Source organism: Streptomyces pactum (genome assembly GCF_002005225.1).
Taxonomy (GTDB): domain Bacteria; phylum Actinomycetota; class Actinomycetes; order Streptomycetales; family Streptomycetaceae; genus Streptomyces; species Streptomyces pactum_A.
Genome location: NZ_CP019724.1, coordinates 2,320,217 through 2,335,662 on the forward strand (window position 1 = coordinate 2,320,217; position 15,446 = coordinate 2,335,662).

The 15,446-nt window shown below is 70.8% G+C and carries 13 protein-coding genes; 2 read left to right on the top strand and 11 right to left on the bottom strand.

The window, feature by feature from the left end; all coding sequences use genetic code 11:
* Positions 1-9: 9 nt before the first annotated feature.
* From B1H29_RS09385 to B1H29_RS09400, 4 genes are all read right to left on the bottom strand, one after another.
* Positions 10-876: a hypothetical protein gene (locus B1H29_RS09385; RefSeq protein WP_055419990.1), complete on the bottom strand. Its 867-nt coding sequence runs from the start codon at positions 874-876 to the stop codon at positions 10-12.
* Between the two features lie 175 nt (positions 877-1,051).
* Positions 1,052-2,560, bottom strand: coding sequence for an AAA family ATPase (locus B1H29_RS09390; protein WP_055419805.1), 1,509 nt, complete (start codon positions 2,558-2,560; stop codon positions 1,052-1,054).
* Between the two features lie 405 nt (positions 2,561-2,965).
* Positions 2,966-4,318 (bottom strand): class I SAM-dependent RNA methyltransferase, encoded by a 1,353-nt coding sequence (locus B1H29_RS09395; RefSeq protein WP_055419806.1) that lies wholly within the window; start codon positions 4,316-4,318, stop codon positions 2,966-2,968.
* Between the two features lie 79 nt (positions 4,319-4,397).
* Positions 4,398-6,461 carry an APC family permease gene (locus B1H29_RS09400; protein ID WP_055419807.1) on the bottom strand — a complete coding sequence of 688 codons (2,064 nt, stop codon included), beginning with the start codon at positions 6,459-6,461 and terminating at the stop codon, positions 4,398-4,400.
* Between the two features lie 550 nt (positions 6,462-7,011).
* On the opposite strand from B1H29_RS09400, the gene B1H29_RS09405 reads away from it, so the two are divergent.
* Positions 7,012-7,683 (top strand): potassium channel family protein, encoded by a 672-nt coding sequence (locus tag B1H29_RS09405; protein WP_055419808.1) that lies wholly within the window; start codon positions 7,012-7,014, stop codon positions 7,681-7,683.
* Positions 7,683-8,360: a potassium channel family protein gene (locus tag B1H29_RS09410; RefSeq protein ID WP_055419809.1), complete on the top strand. Its 678-nt coding sequence runs from the start codon at positions 7,683-7,685 to the stop codon at positions 8,358-8,360. Before B1H29_RS09405 ends, B1H29_RS09410 begins: the two co-directional genes overlap by 1 nt.
* A gap of 70 nt (positions 8,361-8,430) precedes the next feature.
* Here B1H29_RS09410 and B1H29_RS09415 read toward each other — a convergent pair whose 3' ends face one another.
* From B1H29_RS09415 to B1H29_RS09445, 7 genes are all read right to left on the bottom strand, one after another.
* Positions 8,431-9,222, bottom strand: a complete 792-nt coding sequence (locus B1H29_RS09415) for a DUF3159 domain-containing protein (protein ID WP_055419810.1) — start codon at positions 9,220-9,222, stop codon at positions 8,431-8,433.
* 3 nt (positions 9,223-9,225) lie between these two features.
* On the bottom strand, positions 9,226-9,624 hold the full coding sequence (locus tag B1H29_RS09420) for an OB-fold nucleic acid binding domain-containing protein (RefSeq protein WP_073731801.1): 399 nt from the start codon (positions 9,622-9,624) through the stop codon (positions 9,226-9,228).
* Positions 9,625-9,686: 62 nt separating this feature from the next.
* Positions 9,687-10,403 (bottom strand): response regulator, encoded by a 717-nt coding sequence (locus B1H29_RS09425; RefSeq protein ID WP_055419811.1) that lies wholly within the window; start codon positions 10,401-10,403, stop codon positions 9,687-9,689.
* Positions 10,391-12,946 (bottom strand): sensor histidine kinase, encoded by a 2,556-nt coding sequence (locus B1H29_RS09430; protein WP_055419812.1) that lies wholly within the window; start codon positions 12,944-12,946, stop codon positions 10,391-10,393. The genes B1H29_RS09425 and B1H29_RS09430 overlap by 13 nt, the downstream gene beginning before the upstream one ends.
* Positions 12,947-13,531: 585 nt before the next feature.
* Positions 13,532-14,284: a DUF3710 domain-containing protein gene (locus B1H29_RS09435; protein ID WP_055419813.1), complete on the bottom strand. Its 753-nt coding sequence runs from the start codon at positions 14,282-14,284 to the stop codon at positions 13,532-13,534.
* Between the two features lies 1 nt (position 14,285).
* Positions 14,286-14,846: a dUTP diphosphatase gene (dut, locus tag B1H29_RS09440; protein WP_055419814.1), complete on the bottom strand. Its 561-nt coding sequence runs from the start codon at positions 14,844-14,846 to the stop codon at positions 14,286-14,288.
* A complete protein-coding gene (locus tag B1H29_RS09445; protein ID WP_055419815.1) occupies positions 14,843-15,427 on the bottom strand; it encodes a PaaI family thioesterase in 585 nt (194 codons plus the stop codon). The genes dut and B1H29_RS09445 overlap by 4 nt, the downstream gene beginning before the upstream one ends.
* Positions 15,428-15,446 lie beyond the last annotated feature (19 nt).

The following is a 15,446-nucleotide window of genomic DNA, read 5'->3' on the forward strand; positions in this document are numbered from 1 at the left end:
GGCCCTGCGTCACCGAGCCAGCCCTATGGCGATCGCCGTCCCGGTCTCCACTGCCGTCAGATAGGCGCGCATGCTGTGCATCTCGGAGCCGTTGTTCACGAGCAGATCCAGGACCTGCGGTCCGAACCGGGGCGCCAGTTCGCGGACGAGCGCAACCACGTCACCGCTGTCGGCCAGGTTTGTCCATTGCTTGACTGGGGTCGGCCAGACCCCTGTCCTGTCCGGCTGCGGTGCAGGCTGTAGGCGGTCGAAGACAAGCCCAGCCAGACCCAGCGGGGAGCCGAGGGTTACCAGGGTCAGCGGCGGCCGCTCCGGAGGGAGCGCGCACAACACCTCGTAGGCAACCACCGAACCCAGCGAGTGACCCACGACCACCCGGGTGTCTGGCGTGATCAGCTCCGCAGCCCGAGTTCGTACGGCTTCCCGCAGCTTGGGCTCCGTGAAGTAGCGACGCACCTGCTTAAGGTCCGAGATGAGTAGCCGGTCGGAGACGGCACCGAAGAATCGGATGCGAGTGAGAGCGTTCAGGGCGCGGCGAACCCGGTCCACAGACAGAGAGCGGCCAGCAATACGGCCGAGGGCGCCACGGGCAGGGGGGCCGTCGTCCGTACCGTCCGGCCTTGTGGTCTCCGGGCCGGGGATACCGGGATCCAGCCGAGCGGCCTCCCGCCACCAGGTCTCCAGCAGCTCGGCCTCGAACCCGGGCTCCACATCCTCCGCCCGGTAGTAGGGCTCGCCGCGCGTGCCAGTCTGCCTGTAGAGGTCCCCATATCCGGCGCAGGCAATGTCGTCGTCCGACAGCCGCCCGAGCGTGGGATCTCGGCGTAAGGCGAGTCCGACTCCGCCGCGCAACGCCGGCGCGATTTCCGCCAACATGGTCTCAGCGGTACCAAGTTGACGCCCCACCCCGTGCACACAACAACCCGGCTCATGTTCCCTCTGATGCGCGTTCCCGTGCTCCCGTCACAAGTTTAGTCGGAGGCATTGTCAGGGTCTGATCTCTTCCCCTCTACGCCGTTCATCGACTTGACGGGCGAAATCCCTGCTGAGATCAACCGCCCCCGTAGAGACCCGGCAGGTCGACCAGGAGGAGATCATCACGTCTGGCCGCCAATTCGACCAGGTCCGGGTAGAAGCCGTGCAGGGAGAACAGGGCCAGCGTGGCGCCTGTGGTGTCGTAGCCCTGGCCGGTGAGCAAGCCCCGGATGTGCTCGAGGCGTTGCAGGTCGCCGGTGCCGCGGCGGGCGGCGGTGGCCTTGGCCTCACCGATCAGGGCGATCCGGGCGCGCGGCGCCTGCGGACGCTCACCCAGGGCGAGGGCGAGCACGTCGACCTCGTGCTTGGTGCGGGCCGCCGGGTCGGCGACCTCGGTGGTGCCGACGGGGCCCGGCAGGCCGCCGGGAAGGAGGGTATGGGCGTAGCGGCGGGTGAAGCTACGGGCGAGATCCTCGAAGTGCGGTCCCAGGATCTTGGAGTTGAAGGTCGTCGTAGCGGCCTGCCACGCCTGTTCCGCGAAGCCCTGCTCGACGGTGGCGGCCTGCGGCAGCGTGATCAGTTGGTTGAAGCGGATGACGGGGTCGGCGAGCGTGATGACCGGGTGGCGCGGGCGCAGGATGTCTTGCTCGCGCTGGATGTAACCGGTGGACTCCAGAACGTCCAACGGGTGCGTGACGGCGTTGCGTTGACGCTCCAGGGCTGCCCCGATCTTCGTCGGGGTCGAGGCACCCTGGGCGATCGCGGTGAGGATGTCGTAGTACAGGGTGTGCTGGGTGATGCGCGGGTCCTCCCGCAGCAGGTACTCGGTCTCTGTGCGCGAGTAGACGGCCCGGCCGGGGTCCAGGAGCGTGCGGGTCAACCAGGCGGCGAAGCCGTCGTTCGGGTGGGGACGGGCGGCTACCGGCCGGTAGCCGGGGGCTCCGCCCAGGACGGCATGGACCTGCAGGGCGGTCAGCGGATCGTCGATCCGCCAGAAGTCGCGTGCGGCCCGGTAGTCGAAAGCGCCCAGCCGGAGGTCGATCACGGCACGGCCCCGCAACGGCTTGGTGCCCGAGAGCAGTTCGTGCATGACGCTCATGGCGGAGCCGCAGAGGATCAGCCGCGGGCCGGGGCGGACGCCGGTGCCGCTTCCGCGCTGGCGCTCGTCGTAGAGCTGCTGGAGCAGCCCGGGGATCTCCGGCGAGTGCTGGAGCAGATACGGCAGTTCGTCGATCACCAGCAGCGGCGCTCCCGAGCGAACGGTTACGTCAAGGGCGTTGGTCAGGACCTCGCGCCAGTCAGACAGCCGCAGCGTGCCAGGCTGCAGACCGGCGTGGGCCGCGACCGCGTCGCCGAACCGCCGGATCGCCGGCAGCCGGCCCTCCTCCCGCACCGCGGTGACATAGAGGCCGCCCACCCGCTCGCACAACGCCTGCAGGAGGTACGACTTCCCGTGCCGCCTGCGCCCCGACACGATGCCCAGGCGCATCGCCGGATCCGGATCCGTGACGAACTCGGCCAGCAGGTCCCACTCCCGGTCCCGGTCGACCACATCTTCAGGCTTGAGCGGCAGGTTCTTGTTCATCAGAGAGACCCCACATCGGGACAGGTCCGCTACATCGCAGGATGTTCAAGTCTACCTGTACAGAATCCAGACAGGCAGACTTGTCAAGGAGAACGTCCGGTCACCCGGCCCAAGGCCACACCAGTGAGATATCACTGTTCGTGGCCGATGCGCAGGCATCCGTAGGTGCGGCTCGCTCCTCGCCACAGCCGACCTGCCTCGCACCGGCCACTCCCCCGAACGGCCCCATGATCCACCGGGATCCGAGCGTCAAACGAGCGTCGAGATTTCCGAAAAGCCGGCGCCGTCGCGCACCGCAGCGCCCCCGACCAGAGGAAACGCGCAGGTCGGGGCCATGTGGGCGGATCGACCTGTTGCAGGGACGAGAACACGTCGAACCCGTGAGGTCAACTACGAAACCGCAGGTCAGGCACCCTTGCCCGCAGGCTCCAGAATCGCAACGCACTCCACATGGTGCGTCATCGGGAACAGATCGAACACCCGCAGCATCCGCACCCGATACCCCCCGTCCCGGAAGTACCCCAGGTCCCGCGCCAGCGCAGCCGGATCGCAGGCCACGTACGCGATCCTCCGCGCGCCCAGCGACGACAGGTGCTGCACCGTCTTCTTGCCCGCCCCCGCGCGCGGGGGGTCCAGGACGATGAGGTCGACCTCGTCGATGCCGGTGCGCGGCAGTACGGACTCCACCTTGCCCTGCTCGATCCGCACCCGGTCGAAGTCGGCGAGGTTGTGCCGGGCGTCCTCGACGGCGCGCTTGCCGGACTCGATGCCGAGGACCGCACCCTTGTCGCCGACGCGATCGGCGAGGGCGCCCGCGAAGAGCCCGACGCCGCAGTAGAGGTCGAGGGCCATGTCGCCCTTGCGTGGGAGCAGGCCCTGCATGACGGCCAGGACCAGGGTGTCGGCGGCCTTGGGGTGGACCTGCCAGAAGCCGCCGGAGCCGACCCGGTAGGTGCGGCCGTCCGCGCGTTCCCGGACGAAGGGGCGGCCGTGGACGCGGTGGACGCCGCCGTCCTTCTCGCCGACGCGCATGACCGAGACGGGGCGGTCCAGCTCGACGATGGGCAGGCGGGCACCGGGTCGCGGGGTGAGGATGACCTGGCGGTCCTGGGAGCCGGTCGCGGCGATCGCCTCGACGGACTCCATGCCCGTCCAGTCCCGCTCCTCGATACCCAGCTCGCTGACGCCCTCGGCGGCGATCATGCAGTGGTCGATCGGTTCGACCTCGTGCGAGCGGTGCTTGCGCAGGCCCGCGTTGCCTTCGGCGTCCACCGCGTACTGCACGCGGGTACGCCACGACGGGACCTGGCCGGCGGGCAGCTTGTCGCCCTCGGCCGGCATCACCGTGCCGTCCCAGCCGGCCTCCTCGGGCGTGAGGCCCGCGAGGCGCTTGAGCTGCTCGGTGACGACCTCGCCCTTCAGGCGGCGCTGGGCGCCCGGCTTGGCGTGCTGCCAGTCGCAGCCACCGCAGCGGCCGGGGCCGGCGAAGGGGCACGGGGCCTCGATGCGGTCCTTGGAGGCGTCCAGGATCTCGACCGCGTCGGCACGCAGGAAGCGTGCGCCCTCCTCGCCCTCGGTCACCCGGGCCACGACCCGCTCGCCGGGCAGCGTGTGCCGGACGAACAGCACCTGGCCCTCGGACGTACGGGCGATGCAGTGGCCGCCGTGGGCGACGGGGCCGATCTCGACCTCGTACTCCTCGCCGACCAGCGAGACCGCCTGGGCCTCCGCCTGCGTTTTCTTCGGTTCTGCGTGCATGGCGGGGTGACTCCAGAGAACGGGGACGACACGAGACGGACGCCGGAAGGCGAGCGACTGAGGACAGCAGCCGTCCAGTCTACGTCGACGAGGAGGACTCCTTCGCCCGGTCGGGCTGCGCCGGACCGCGCCGGACCGCGCCGGGCGCGTTCCAGTCCTGTCGCTTGCGGGCCCGGCGCTTGGCGGCCTCGGAGGACTGGAGCTGGTAGGGGACGGAGGTGACCATGACGCCGGGGGTGAAGAGCAGGCGGCCCTTGAGGCGCAGGGCGCTCTGGTTGTGCAGCAGGTGCTCGTACCAGTGGCCGACCACGTACTCCGGGATGATCACCGAGACCGCGTCGCGCGGGGACTCCTTGCGCAGGCTCTTGACGTACTCGATGACCGGACGCGTGACCTCGCGGTAGGGCGAGTCCAGGACCTTCAGCGGTACGGCGATGCCGCGTCGCTCCCACTCGTCGCGCAGCGCCTTGGTCTCCGCGGGGTCGACGTTGACGCTGAGCGCCTCCAGGGTGTCGGAGCGCATCAGCTTGGCGTAGGCGAGGGCGCGCAGGGTGGGGCGGTGGATCTTGGAGATGAGGACGACGGAGTGGACGCGGGACGGCCGCACCGTGTCGTCGCTCTGTGCCTGGTCGGGGTCCTCGGGGGCGGCGATCTCCTCGGCGACGCGGTCGTAGTGCTTGCGGATCGCCGTCATCGTGGCGAAGAAGATGCACATGCCGAGCAGGGCGACCCAGGCGCCGTGCGTGAACTTGGTCGCCAGGACGACGACCAGGACCAGGCCGGTGAAGAAGGCGCCGAAGGCGTTGATCGCGCGGGAGCGGTGCATGCGGCGGCGCTTGGCCTGGTCCCGTTCGGCGGCCAGGTGGCGGTTCCAGTGGCGGACCATGCCGATCTGGCTGAGCGTGAAGGACACGAACACGCCGACGATGTAGAGCTGGATCAGGCGGGTGGAGTCGGCGCCGTAGACGAAGACGAGGAGCATGGCCGCGCCGGCGAGGAGCACGATGCCGTTCGAGAACGCCAGCCGGTCGCCGCGCGTGTGGAGCTGGCGCGGCAGGTAGCGGTCCTGGGCGAGGATCGAGCCGAGCAGCGGGAAACCGTTGTACGCGGTGTTCGCGGCGAGGAAGAGGACCAGCGCGGTGGCGGCGGCCAGGACGATGAAGAGGAGGCTGCCCTCGCCGAAGACCGCCTCGGCGACCTGCGAGATCACCGGGTGCTGGACGTAGTCCGCACCGACCGCGACGCCGTTGTGGAAGAGGTCGGTGGCCGGGTTCTCCGACATGCGGACGTCGGTCGCGGCGGCCAGCGCGATGATGCCGCAGAACATGGTGACCGCGAGCAGCCCCATCATCGCGAGGGTGTTGCCCGCGTTCTTCGACTTCGGCTTGCGGAACGCCGGGACGCCGTTGGAGATCGCCTCGACGCCGGTCAGCGCGGCACAGCCGGAGGAGAAGGCGCGCAGGAGAAGGAAGACCAGGGCGAAGCCGGCCAGGCCGCCGTGTTCCGGTTTGATCTCGTAGTCCGCCGTCGGGGCGCGCATGGTGTCGTCGAGCACCAGGCCGCGGAACGCGCCCCAGGCGATCATGACGAAGACGCCCGCGACGAAGACGTACGTAGGGATCGCGAACAGGGTGCCCGATTCCCTGACCCCGCGCAGGTTCATCAGCGTCAGCAGCAGGATCACGGCGATCGCGCAGAGCACCTTGTGCTCGACGACGAAGGGGATCGCGGAGCCGAGGTTCTCGATGCCGGAGGAGATGGAGACGGCCACGGTCAGGACGTAGTCCACGAGCAGCGCGCTCGCCACCGTCAGGCCCGCCTTGGGCCCGAGGTTGGTGTTCGCGACCTCGTAGTCGCCGCCGCCGCTCGGATAGGCGTGCACGTTCTGCCGGTAGGAGGCGACCACGGTGAACATCAGCACGACGACCGCGACCGCGATCCAGGGACTGAAGTGGTAGGCCGACACGCCCGCGATGGACAGGACCAGCAGCACCTCGCCCGGCGCGTACGCCACGGAGGAGAGCGGGTCGGAGGCGAAGACGGGTAGGGCGATGCGCTTCGGCAGGAGCGTCTCCCCCAGCCGGTCACTGCGCAGTGCGCGCCCGATGAGAAGCCGTTTGGGCACGTCGGTCAGTTTGGACACAACAGAGGATCGTAAGGGTTCGAACGGGCGCCCGCCCACCCGCCACCCCCGATGGGCCCGCCGTCTGCTCTACGGGTGAATTCACGGGGTGGTACGGCTGCGGATTGCGCAGGTCGCGAGGTTCGCATGCCTATATGACAAGCACCCGCCGATTGCCGTTCGCTTCCCGGCCGTTGCCGCCCCTGGAGGTCCCATGCACCTGAGCGCAGAGCTGATCGGCGGCGCCGCCTCGCTCGTCGGCCTCGGAATCCTGACTCTCGCCAGCATCCGCAGCATCGGCCGCCGGGGGTCGTCGGCCGGGGGGTGAGACGGGCTCTGCGGGCCCCGGAGGCTTGCCGATACGTTGGGTGCGGACAGGTGGAGCCGGCTTCCCGGACGGGGAATCCGGGTTCCCGGGGCCCCGAGAGGCGTCAACGTCGGTGCTCACCGGCATGATGTTCCCCTGCGGCCCGCACACTGGCCGCGACGTGTCGCCAGGCGAGCCGAAAGAGAGACATGAGCAGGACATCCACACAGGCCGGCGGGCCCGCAGAAAGCGGGGTGTGAGGCGATGCACATCGTCATCATGGGCTGCGGGCGCGTGGGCTCGGCCCTCGCGCAGACCCTGGAGCAGCAGGGGCACACGGTCGCGGTGATCGACCAGGACCCCACCGCGTTCCGTCGCCTCGGTTCCACGTTCGGCGGCCGCAGGGTCACCGGTATCGGTTTCGACCAGGACACCCTGCGTGAGGCGGGCGTCGAGGAGGCCGGCGCCTTCGCCGCCGTCTCCAGCGGCGACAATTCGAACATCATCGCCGCCCGCGTGGCCCGCGAGATGTTCGGCGTGGAGAACGTCGCCGCCCGTATCTACGACCCCCGCCGCGCCGAGGTCTACCAGCGACTGGGCATCCCCACGGTCGCCACCGTCCGCTGGACGGCCGACCAGATGCTGCGCCGGCTGCTCCCCTCGGGCGCCGAGCCGCTGTGGCGCGACCCCACCGGCGGGGTCCAGCTCGCTGAGGTGCACACCTCGGCGAGCTGGGTCGGCCACAAGATCAGCCGGCTCCAGGACGAGACCGGTGTGCGGGTGGCGTTCCTCACCCGGCTCGGGGAGGCCATACTGCCGACCTCGCAGACGGTGCTGCAGGAGGGTGACCTGGTGCACGTGATGATGCGCGCCGACGAGGTCCACAAGGTCGAGGCGTCGTTCGCCAAGGGTCCCGAAGAGGAGGGCGGTCACTGATGAGGGTCGCCATTGCCGGAGCCGGTGCGGTCGGCCGTTCGATCGCGGGTGAGCTGCTGGAGAACGGCCACGAGGTCCTGCTCATCGACAAGGCGCCGACCGCCATCTCGGTCGAGCGCGTCCCGATGGCGGAGTGGCTGCTCGCCGACGCGTGCGAGATCACGTCGCTGGACGAGGCGGCGCTCCAGCGCTGCAACGTCGTCATCGCCGCGACGGGCGATGACAAGGTCAACCTGGTCGTCTCCCTGCTGGCCAAGACGGAGTACGGCGTTCCGCGCGTCGTCGCCCGGGTGAACAACCCGAAGAACGAGTGGCTGTTCAACGAGTCCTGGGGCGTGGACGTCGCCGTCTCCACCCCGCGGCTGATGTCGGCCCTGGTGGAGGAGGCGGTGAGCGTCGGCGATCTGGTGCGGCTTCTGCGCTTCAGCCACGGCGACGCTAACCTGGTGGAGCTGACGCTGCCGGAGGAGTCGGCCCTGGCCGGCATCCAGGTCGGTGACGTGGAGTGGCCCCAGGACACCTCGCTGGTCACGATCATCCGCGGCACCCGGGTGCTGACGCCGTCCACGGAGGACTCCCTGGAGGCGGGCGACGAGTTGCTGTTCGTGGCGGCCCAGGCCCGCGAGGAGCAGTTGGAGGACCTGCTGTCGGCACGGCGGACCGACGCCGCGCGCTGAGCTCGGCCAGGGCCCGCGGTACGACGGTGGGGCGCCCGGAGATCTCCGGGCGCCCCACCGTCGTATGCCGTCAGTCCTTGCGGTGCCGGCCGCTGCGTGTGGAGTCCACGGCGGACTCCACGGTTTCGCCCACCAGGGCCTCGCGCTCGGCCTTCTCGCGCTCGGCCTTCTCCTCCTCGGCCTTCTCGGCCGCCTCCATCTCCGCGAACACGTCGATGGGGGCCGGCGCCTTCGCCAGGAAGACCCAGGTCAGCCAGACGGCGAGCAGGAACGGCGGAATCTTCAGGGTGACCAGGACCCAGCCGAGCTGCTCGGTGTCCGCCCACCAGTACAGCGGGAAGAGGATCGCGCTCTTGCCGAGGAGGATCAGACCCCAGGCGTAGCTGGCCTTGGTGTACGCCTTCTTGCGGCCCGGGTTGCGGGTGCGCCAGGAGAGGTTCTCCTTGAAGACCGGGCCGAGGATCAGGCCGATCAGCGGCACCCCGGCCAGGGAGGTGACGATGTAGGCCATGGCCAGGCCCAGGGTGTAGAGCATGCCCGGCAGGTAGAAGTTCTTGGCGTTGTCGGTCATCATCGCGAAGACCACGCCGAAGGCGACGCCGAAGACCCCGCTGAAGGCGTGCTTGACGGTGTCCTTCATCGCCAGCCGGACCACGACCAGGACCAGCGACACGGCGAGCGCCGCGATCGCCGACATGTGCAGGTCGTTGTTGAGCGTGAAGATGGTGACGAAGAGCAGCCCCGGCAGCACCGTCTCGACCATGCCCCGCACGCCGCCGAACGCTTCGAACAGCGCGGCCTCCGTCACCGCCCGGGCGTCGTCCGCTTCCGTTTCTTCGGTCGGCTTGTCGAGCGACGTCACCGGCTACTCCCGTCCGAGGGGTCTCAGTTCGTATTTCGGGTTGAAGAGCACCCGGCGGCCCCGGCTCATCGAGATCCGGCCCGATGCGATGAGCTTGCGCCCCGGCTCTATGCCCACGATCGAGCGTCTGCCCAGCCACACCACGTCCAGGGCGGCGGAACCGTCGAACAGCTCGGCCTCCAGGGCCGGGACGCCCGCACGCGGTCGCAGGGTGACCGTGCGCAAGGTACCAGTAACCGACACGATCTGCCGGTCCTGGCAGTCGCAGATGCGGGTGCAGCCGGCGGTGTCGGCGTCCTCGCGCAGTTCCTCCGACTCCAGGTCCTCCTGCGACGAGGAGAGCCGGTCGAACATGCGCCGGAACCGGCCCACCGGCTTGTCGGAACGCGGAGCAGCACTCATATCTGAAGCGTACCGGGGCGCGCCGACAGCCAGACACCCTCTCCGGGCCGGTATCGCGAGGCTCACTTCTCGAAGCGGTACCCCATGCCCGGCTCGGTGATGAAGTGCCGCGGGTGGGCGGGGTCCGCCTCCAGCTTGCGGCGCAGTTGGGCCATGTAGACGCGCAGGTAGTTCGTCTCCGTCCCGTACGACGGCCCCCACACCTCCTGCAGCAGTTGCTTCTGGCCGACCAGGCGTCCGGTGTTGCGCACCAGCACCTCCAGCAGATGCCACTCGGTGGGAGTGAGCCGTACGTCCTTCCCGCCGCGGTGCACCTTCTTCGCGGCCAGGTCGACGGTGAACCCCGGGGTGTCCACGACCACGCCGTCCTCGCCGCCCGGGACCGGCTCGGCCCGGCGGACGGCGGCGCGCAGCCGGGCCAGCAGTTCGTCCATGCCGAAGGGCTTGGTGACGTAGTCGTCGGCGCCCGCGTCGAGCGCCTCGACCTTCTCGTCGGAGGAGTGCCGGGCGGACAGCACCAGGATCGGCACCCTGGTCCAGCCGCGCAGCCCTCTGATCACCTCGACGCCGTCCATGTCGGGCAGACCCAGGTCCAGCACGACCACGTCCGGCTGGCGGGCGGCGGCGAGCTGGAGGGCGGTGGCGCCGTCGTGGGCGGCGTCGACCTCGTAGTGGCGGGCCTTGAGGTTGATCACGAGGGCACGCACGATCTGGGGTTCGTCGTCGATCACGAGCACCCTCGTAGGGGTCCGGGGTTCTGACCCGGTCAGGCTCGGCATCGGGCGGCCCGCCTTTCCGCTGTGGTGAGGTGGGGGACGCGGGCGGGTGATCCCGCCGCGCGGAGGGTGAGCACCATGGTGAGGCCGCCGCCGGGGGTGTCCTCGGCGTTCAGGGTGCCGCCCATCGCCTCGGCGAAGCCCCGGGCCACGGCCAGGCCGAGTCCCACGCCGGCGCCGCGCGGGGCGTCGCCGTACCGCTGGAAGGGCTCGAAGATGCGGTCCTTGGCCTCGTCCGGCACCCCCGGCCCCCGGTCGACGACCCGTACCTCGACGCGGTCCGCGAGGGCGCTGGCGGCGACCAGGACGGTCCGGTCGGCTGGACTGTACTTGACGGCGTTCTCCACCAGGTTGGCCATCGCCCGCTCCAGCAGGCCGGCGTCGACGGCGACCATGGGCAGCGTCTCGGGGACGTCCAGCTCGACGCCCGCCTCGGGCACCCCGCCGAGCGCCATCGGCACCACCTCGTCGACGTCGATCTCGCGGATCAGCGGCGTGACCGTGCCGGTCTGCAGGCGGGACATGTCCAGCAGATTGCCGACGAGGTGGTCGAGGCGGTCGGCGCCCTCCTCGATGCCTTCGAGCAGTTCCGCCTCGTCCTGCTCGGACCACGCCACGTCGTCGGACCTGAGGCTGGTGACCGCCGCCTTGATCCCGGCGAGCGGCGTACGCAGGTCGTGGCTGACGGCGGCGAGCAGCGCCGTGCGGATGCGGTTGCCCTCGGCCAGCGCGCGGGCCCGGTCGGCCTCCTCGCGCAGGCGCCGCCGGTCCAGGACGACGGCGGCCTGGTTGGCGAAGGCGGCCAGTACCCGGCGGTCCTCGGCGGGCAGGACCCGGCCGGACAGCGCGAGGGCCATGTGGTCGCCGACCGGCATGTCCACGTCCGCGTCCTCCGGGCGCTGGACCGGCGGTCCCGTCCCGGCCCGGCCGGCGCAGGTCCAGGGCGCCACGTCGCCCTCCCGTTCCAGCAGGGCGGCCGACTCCATGCCGAAGGTCTCACGGACCCGTTCCAAGAGTGCCTCGAGGCTGGTCTCGCCGCGCAGGACGTTGCCCGCCAGGAAGGAGAGGATCTCGGACTCGGCACGCAGCCGGGCGGCCTGGTGGGTGCGCCGGGCCGCGACGTCGACGACCGAGGCCACGGAGAGTGCGACGCCCACGAATATGGCGAGCGCGAGCATGTTCCTGGGGTCGGCGATGGTGATCCGGTTGACCGGGGGCGTGAAGAACCAGTTCAGCAGCAGGGATCCGACGGCGGCCGAGGCGAGCGCGGGGTAGAGCCCGCCGAGCAGGGCCGCGGCGACGGTCAGCCCCAGGTAGAGCAGGACGTCGTTGGCGAGGCCGAGGTGGACGGCGTTCAGCAGCAGCGTCAGCAGCACGGGCCCGCCGAGACCCGCGATCCAGCCCCACACGATCCGGGAGCGGCCGAGCCGCGCGCCCCTGGCCACCGGCAGTCCGCGGCCCTTGGCGGCCTCCTCGTGGGTCACGATGTGGACGTCCAGGTCGGGTCCGGACTCGCGGGCGACCGTGGCGCCGACGCCGGGGCCGAAGACGTACTGCCACGCCTTGCGGCGTGAGGAGCCGAGGATGATCTGGGTGGCGTTGACGCCGCGCGCGAAGTCGAGCAGTGCGGCCGGTATGTCCTCGCCGAGCACGTGGTGGAAGGTTCCGCCGAGGTCCTCGACCAGGGTGCGCTGCACCGCCAGTTCCTTCGGGGAGGCGGAGGTCAGCCCGTCGCTGCGGGCTATGCAGACGGCCAGCACCTCGCCGCCGGCGCCCTTCTCCGCGAGGCGCGCGGCCCGCCGTATCAGCGTCCTGCCCTCGGGACCGCCGGTCAGGCCGACGACGATGCGCTCGCGTGAGCCCCAGATCCGCGACACGCGGTGCTCGCTGCGGTACTGCTGCAGGTACTCGTCGACGCGGTCCGCGACCCACAGGAGCGCGAGTTCCCGCAGGGCGGTGAGGTTGCCGGGCCGGAAGTAGTTGGACAGCGCGGCGTCGACCTTGTCCGGCTGGTAGATGTTGCCGTGGGCCATGCGCCGGCGCAGCGCCTGCGGTGACATGTCGACCAGTTCGATCTGGTCCGCGCGCCGCACCACCTCGTCCGGCACGGTCTCCTGCTGCCGCACCCCGGTGATCGACTCCACGACGTCGCCGAGCGACTCGAGGTGCTGGATGTTGACGGTCGAGACCACGTCGATCCCGGCGGCCAGCAGTTCCTCCACGTCCTGCCACCGCTTGGCGTTGCGGGCACCGGGGACGTTGGTGTGGGCCAGCTCGTCCACCAGTGCCACCCGGGGGGACCGGGCCAGCACCGCGTCCGGGTCCAGCTCCGTGAAGACCGCGCCGCGGTGCTCCAGCTCCCGGCGCGGCACCTGCTCCAGGCCGTGCAGCAGCACCTCGGTGCGGGACCTGCCGTGGTGCTCCACGAAGGCCACCACGCAGTCGGTGCCCCGCTCCGTGCGGCGGTGCGCCTCGGACAGCATCGCGTACGTCTTGCCGACGCCCGGCGCCGCGCCGAGGTAGATCCGAAGCTTGCCTCGTCCCATGGCCTCATTGTCTTCCGGTCAACGCTCGTTGCGCAGCGTCGACCCTACGGCGAGGAATCCCGACAAATCAGGGCGGGGTACGGGGAGGGGATGCTCTTTGACGGAACTCTGACGTCCGCGGCCGTCACGGCACTGGCAGGAGGGCTGGAGGGCTGGAGGGCAAAGCCGACACCGTCGCCGCGCAGGCCGGCCGCTCGTCCAGATCCGGCGACGCCAGGTCCGGCGACGCCAGGTCGCGGCCGTCGCCCTCGCCCGTCCGGCGTCGAGCGCGGGGTCGCGTCGGGACCGCGGGCGCCGTCGCGCGGAGTCGTCCGCGGAGACGCACGGGTCAGGCGTGCACGGCGGCGGTGCCGTGGTCGCACGGCTCGCGCACGTCCTCGACGCGCACCATGGCCCCGGTGACCATCTGGCCGGGGGCCCTCCCTACCGGGAACCGGGAACCGGGCACCGGTCTCACGAGCGGACGCCGCTCGGCTCAGCGGTCCGGTCCGGTCCGGTCCGGCGCGGCCCGGCTCGTCATCGTGCCCGGCTGTGCGGAAGGGCCGCGTCCCGTGCGGGGCGCGGCCCTTCCGTGGTGGTACTTGCCTAGCGGACCTCGGTGATCTCCGGTCCGCGCTGGAGCTGGCCCATGCCGCCGGCGAAGCGGGAGCCCTCCTCCTGCTGGACGCCCTCGGGGACCATCTGCGCGTCGTTCGGCAGCTTGAGGACGATCGGGTCGCGGGGGGCCATCGGGCCGTCACCGCGGACCACGACCGTGTCCCGGAAGATCTGCTCCAGCAGACCGGCGGCCTGCGGCTGCACCGCACCCTGGCCCGAGATCACTCCGCGCAGGAACCAGCGGGGACCGTCCACACCGACGAACCGCACGACCTGGAAACCGCCCGTGCCGTCCGGTAGCTGCACCGGCACCTGGGCCCGCAGCTCCCAGCCGAGCGGGCCCTCGACCTCGTCGATGATGCCACCCTGCTGGGTGATGCCGGAGCCGATCTCCTCGCGCACCTCGCCCCAGATGCCCTCGCGCTTGGGCGCTGCGAAACCCTGCAACTGGATGGCGCTGTCACGCAGCACGACGGTCGCGGCGACGATCGCGTCACCCGCGACCTCCACGCGCAGCTCCATGCCGTCGACTCCGGGTACGAACAGGCCGCCCAGGTCCACCCGGCCCTCGGACGGGTCGCGTACCTCGGTGCTGTCCCAGGGCCCGTCGGGCCGCGGTTCGGGCTCGAGCCGCACACGCTCGCGCTCTTCGTCCGCCTCGGTGTCGACGCTGTCGACGACCTGCTCGGTCTCGCCGGCCGCGTCCTCGGCGGCATCCTTCTTCTTGCGACGTCCGAACACGTCACTGTCCTTCCCGGTCGGATACGACCGAAGCGTATCGATTCCCACCCGTCGGGCCGCCCTCGGCGACCTGACCGCTTGTGCCGCTTGCACGGTCCGTCCCGGCGTGACCGCCGGTGGACCCGAAGCCCCCTCCGGCCCGTGCCGAGTCGGGAAGCTCCGCGACCTGGCGGAAGCGGACCCTCTCGACCTGCTGGACGACCAGTTGGGCAATCCGGTCGAAGCGCTCGAACCGCACAGTTTCGCGCGGGTCGAGATTCACCACGATCACCTTGATCTCCCCACGGTACCCGGCATCAATCGTCCCCGGGGCATTCACGAGGGCGACACCGCAGCGGGCGGCCAGCCCGGAACGTGGGTGCACGAAGGCCGCGTACCCCTCCGGGAGCGCCACAGACACACCCGTGGGCAGTACGGCCCGCTCGCCGGGGGCGAGTTCACAGCCGGCGGTGGTGCACAGGTCGGCGCCCGCGTCACCGGGCTGCGCGTACGTCGGAAGGGGCACGTCGGGGTCGACGCGGCGGATCAGGACGTCGAGTTCCGGCCTGGGCTCGCGGCTCACGGGTTCACCTCGAAGGCGCGGGTGCGGCGGACCTGGTCCGGGTCGTCCATGGCGGCGCGGATCTCCTCCTCGCGGCCGTGGTCCACGAAGTGATCGATCTTGACCTCGATGAACAGCGCGTCGGCGCGCACGGCCACCGGTCCGTCGGGGCCGCCGATCCGGCCGGTGGCGGTGGAGTAGATCTTGCGGCCGGCCACCGCGGTCACCTCGGCCTCCAGGTGCAGCGTCGTGTCGACGGGCACCGGCCGCAGGAAGTCCGTCTCCAGCCGTCCGGTCACCGCGATCGTGCGCAGCAGCCAGTTCAGCGAACCGAGGGTCTCGTCCAGGGCCGTGGCCAGCACGCCGCCGTGCGCCAGGCCGGGGGCGCCCTGGTGGGCGGGCTGCACGGTGAACTCGGCGGTGATCGACACGCCTTCGCCGGCCCGCGCCTGGAGGTGCAGCCCGTGGGGCTGGTCGCCGCCGCAGCCGAAGCACTGGCCGTAGTGCGCGCCGAGCAGTTCGCCGGGGGCGGGCGCGTCAGGATGCCGCACGGGTTTCACGGCGTCGGCGGGGGGCTGAAGACCTGGGGAAGTACCACTCACAGGCGCAGACCTTACCCGC

Coding starts and splice junctions, on each gene's coding strand:
- B1H29_RS09385 (WP_055419990.1), bottom strand. CDS start 876: ATGTTGGCGGAAATCGCGCCGGCGTTGCGCGGCGGAGTCGGACTCGCC.
- B1H29_RS09405 (WP_055419808.1), top strand. CDS start 7,012: ATGCACATCGTCATCATGGGCTGCGGGCGCGTGGGCTCGGCCCTCGCG.
- B1H29_RS09425 (WP_055419811.1), bottom strand. CDS start 10,403: ATGCCGAGCCTGACCGGGTCAGAACCCCGGACCCCTACGAGGGTGCTC.
- B1H29_RS09395 (WP_055419806.1), bottom strand. CDS start 4,318: ATGCACGCAGAACCGAAGAAAACGCAGGCGGAGGCCCAGGCGGTCTCG.
- B1H29_RS09390 (WP_055419805.1), bottom strand. CDS start 2,560: ATGAACAAGAACCTGCCGCTCAAGCCTGAAGATGTGGTCGACCGGGAC.
- B1H29_RS09410 (WP_055419809.1), top strand. CDS start 7,683: ATGAGGGTCGCCATTGCCGGAGCCGGTGCGGTCGGCCGTTCGATCGCG.
- B1H29_RS09430 (WP_055419812.1), bottom strand. CDS start 12,946: ATGGGACGAGGCAAGCTTCGGATCTACCTCGGCGCGGCGCCGGGCGTC.
- B1H29_RS09420 (WP_073731801.1), bottom strand. CDS start 9,624: ATGAGTGCTGCTCCGCGTTCCGACAAGCCGGTGGGCCGGTTCCGGCGC.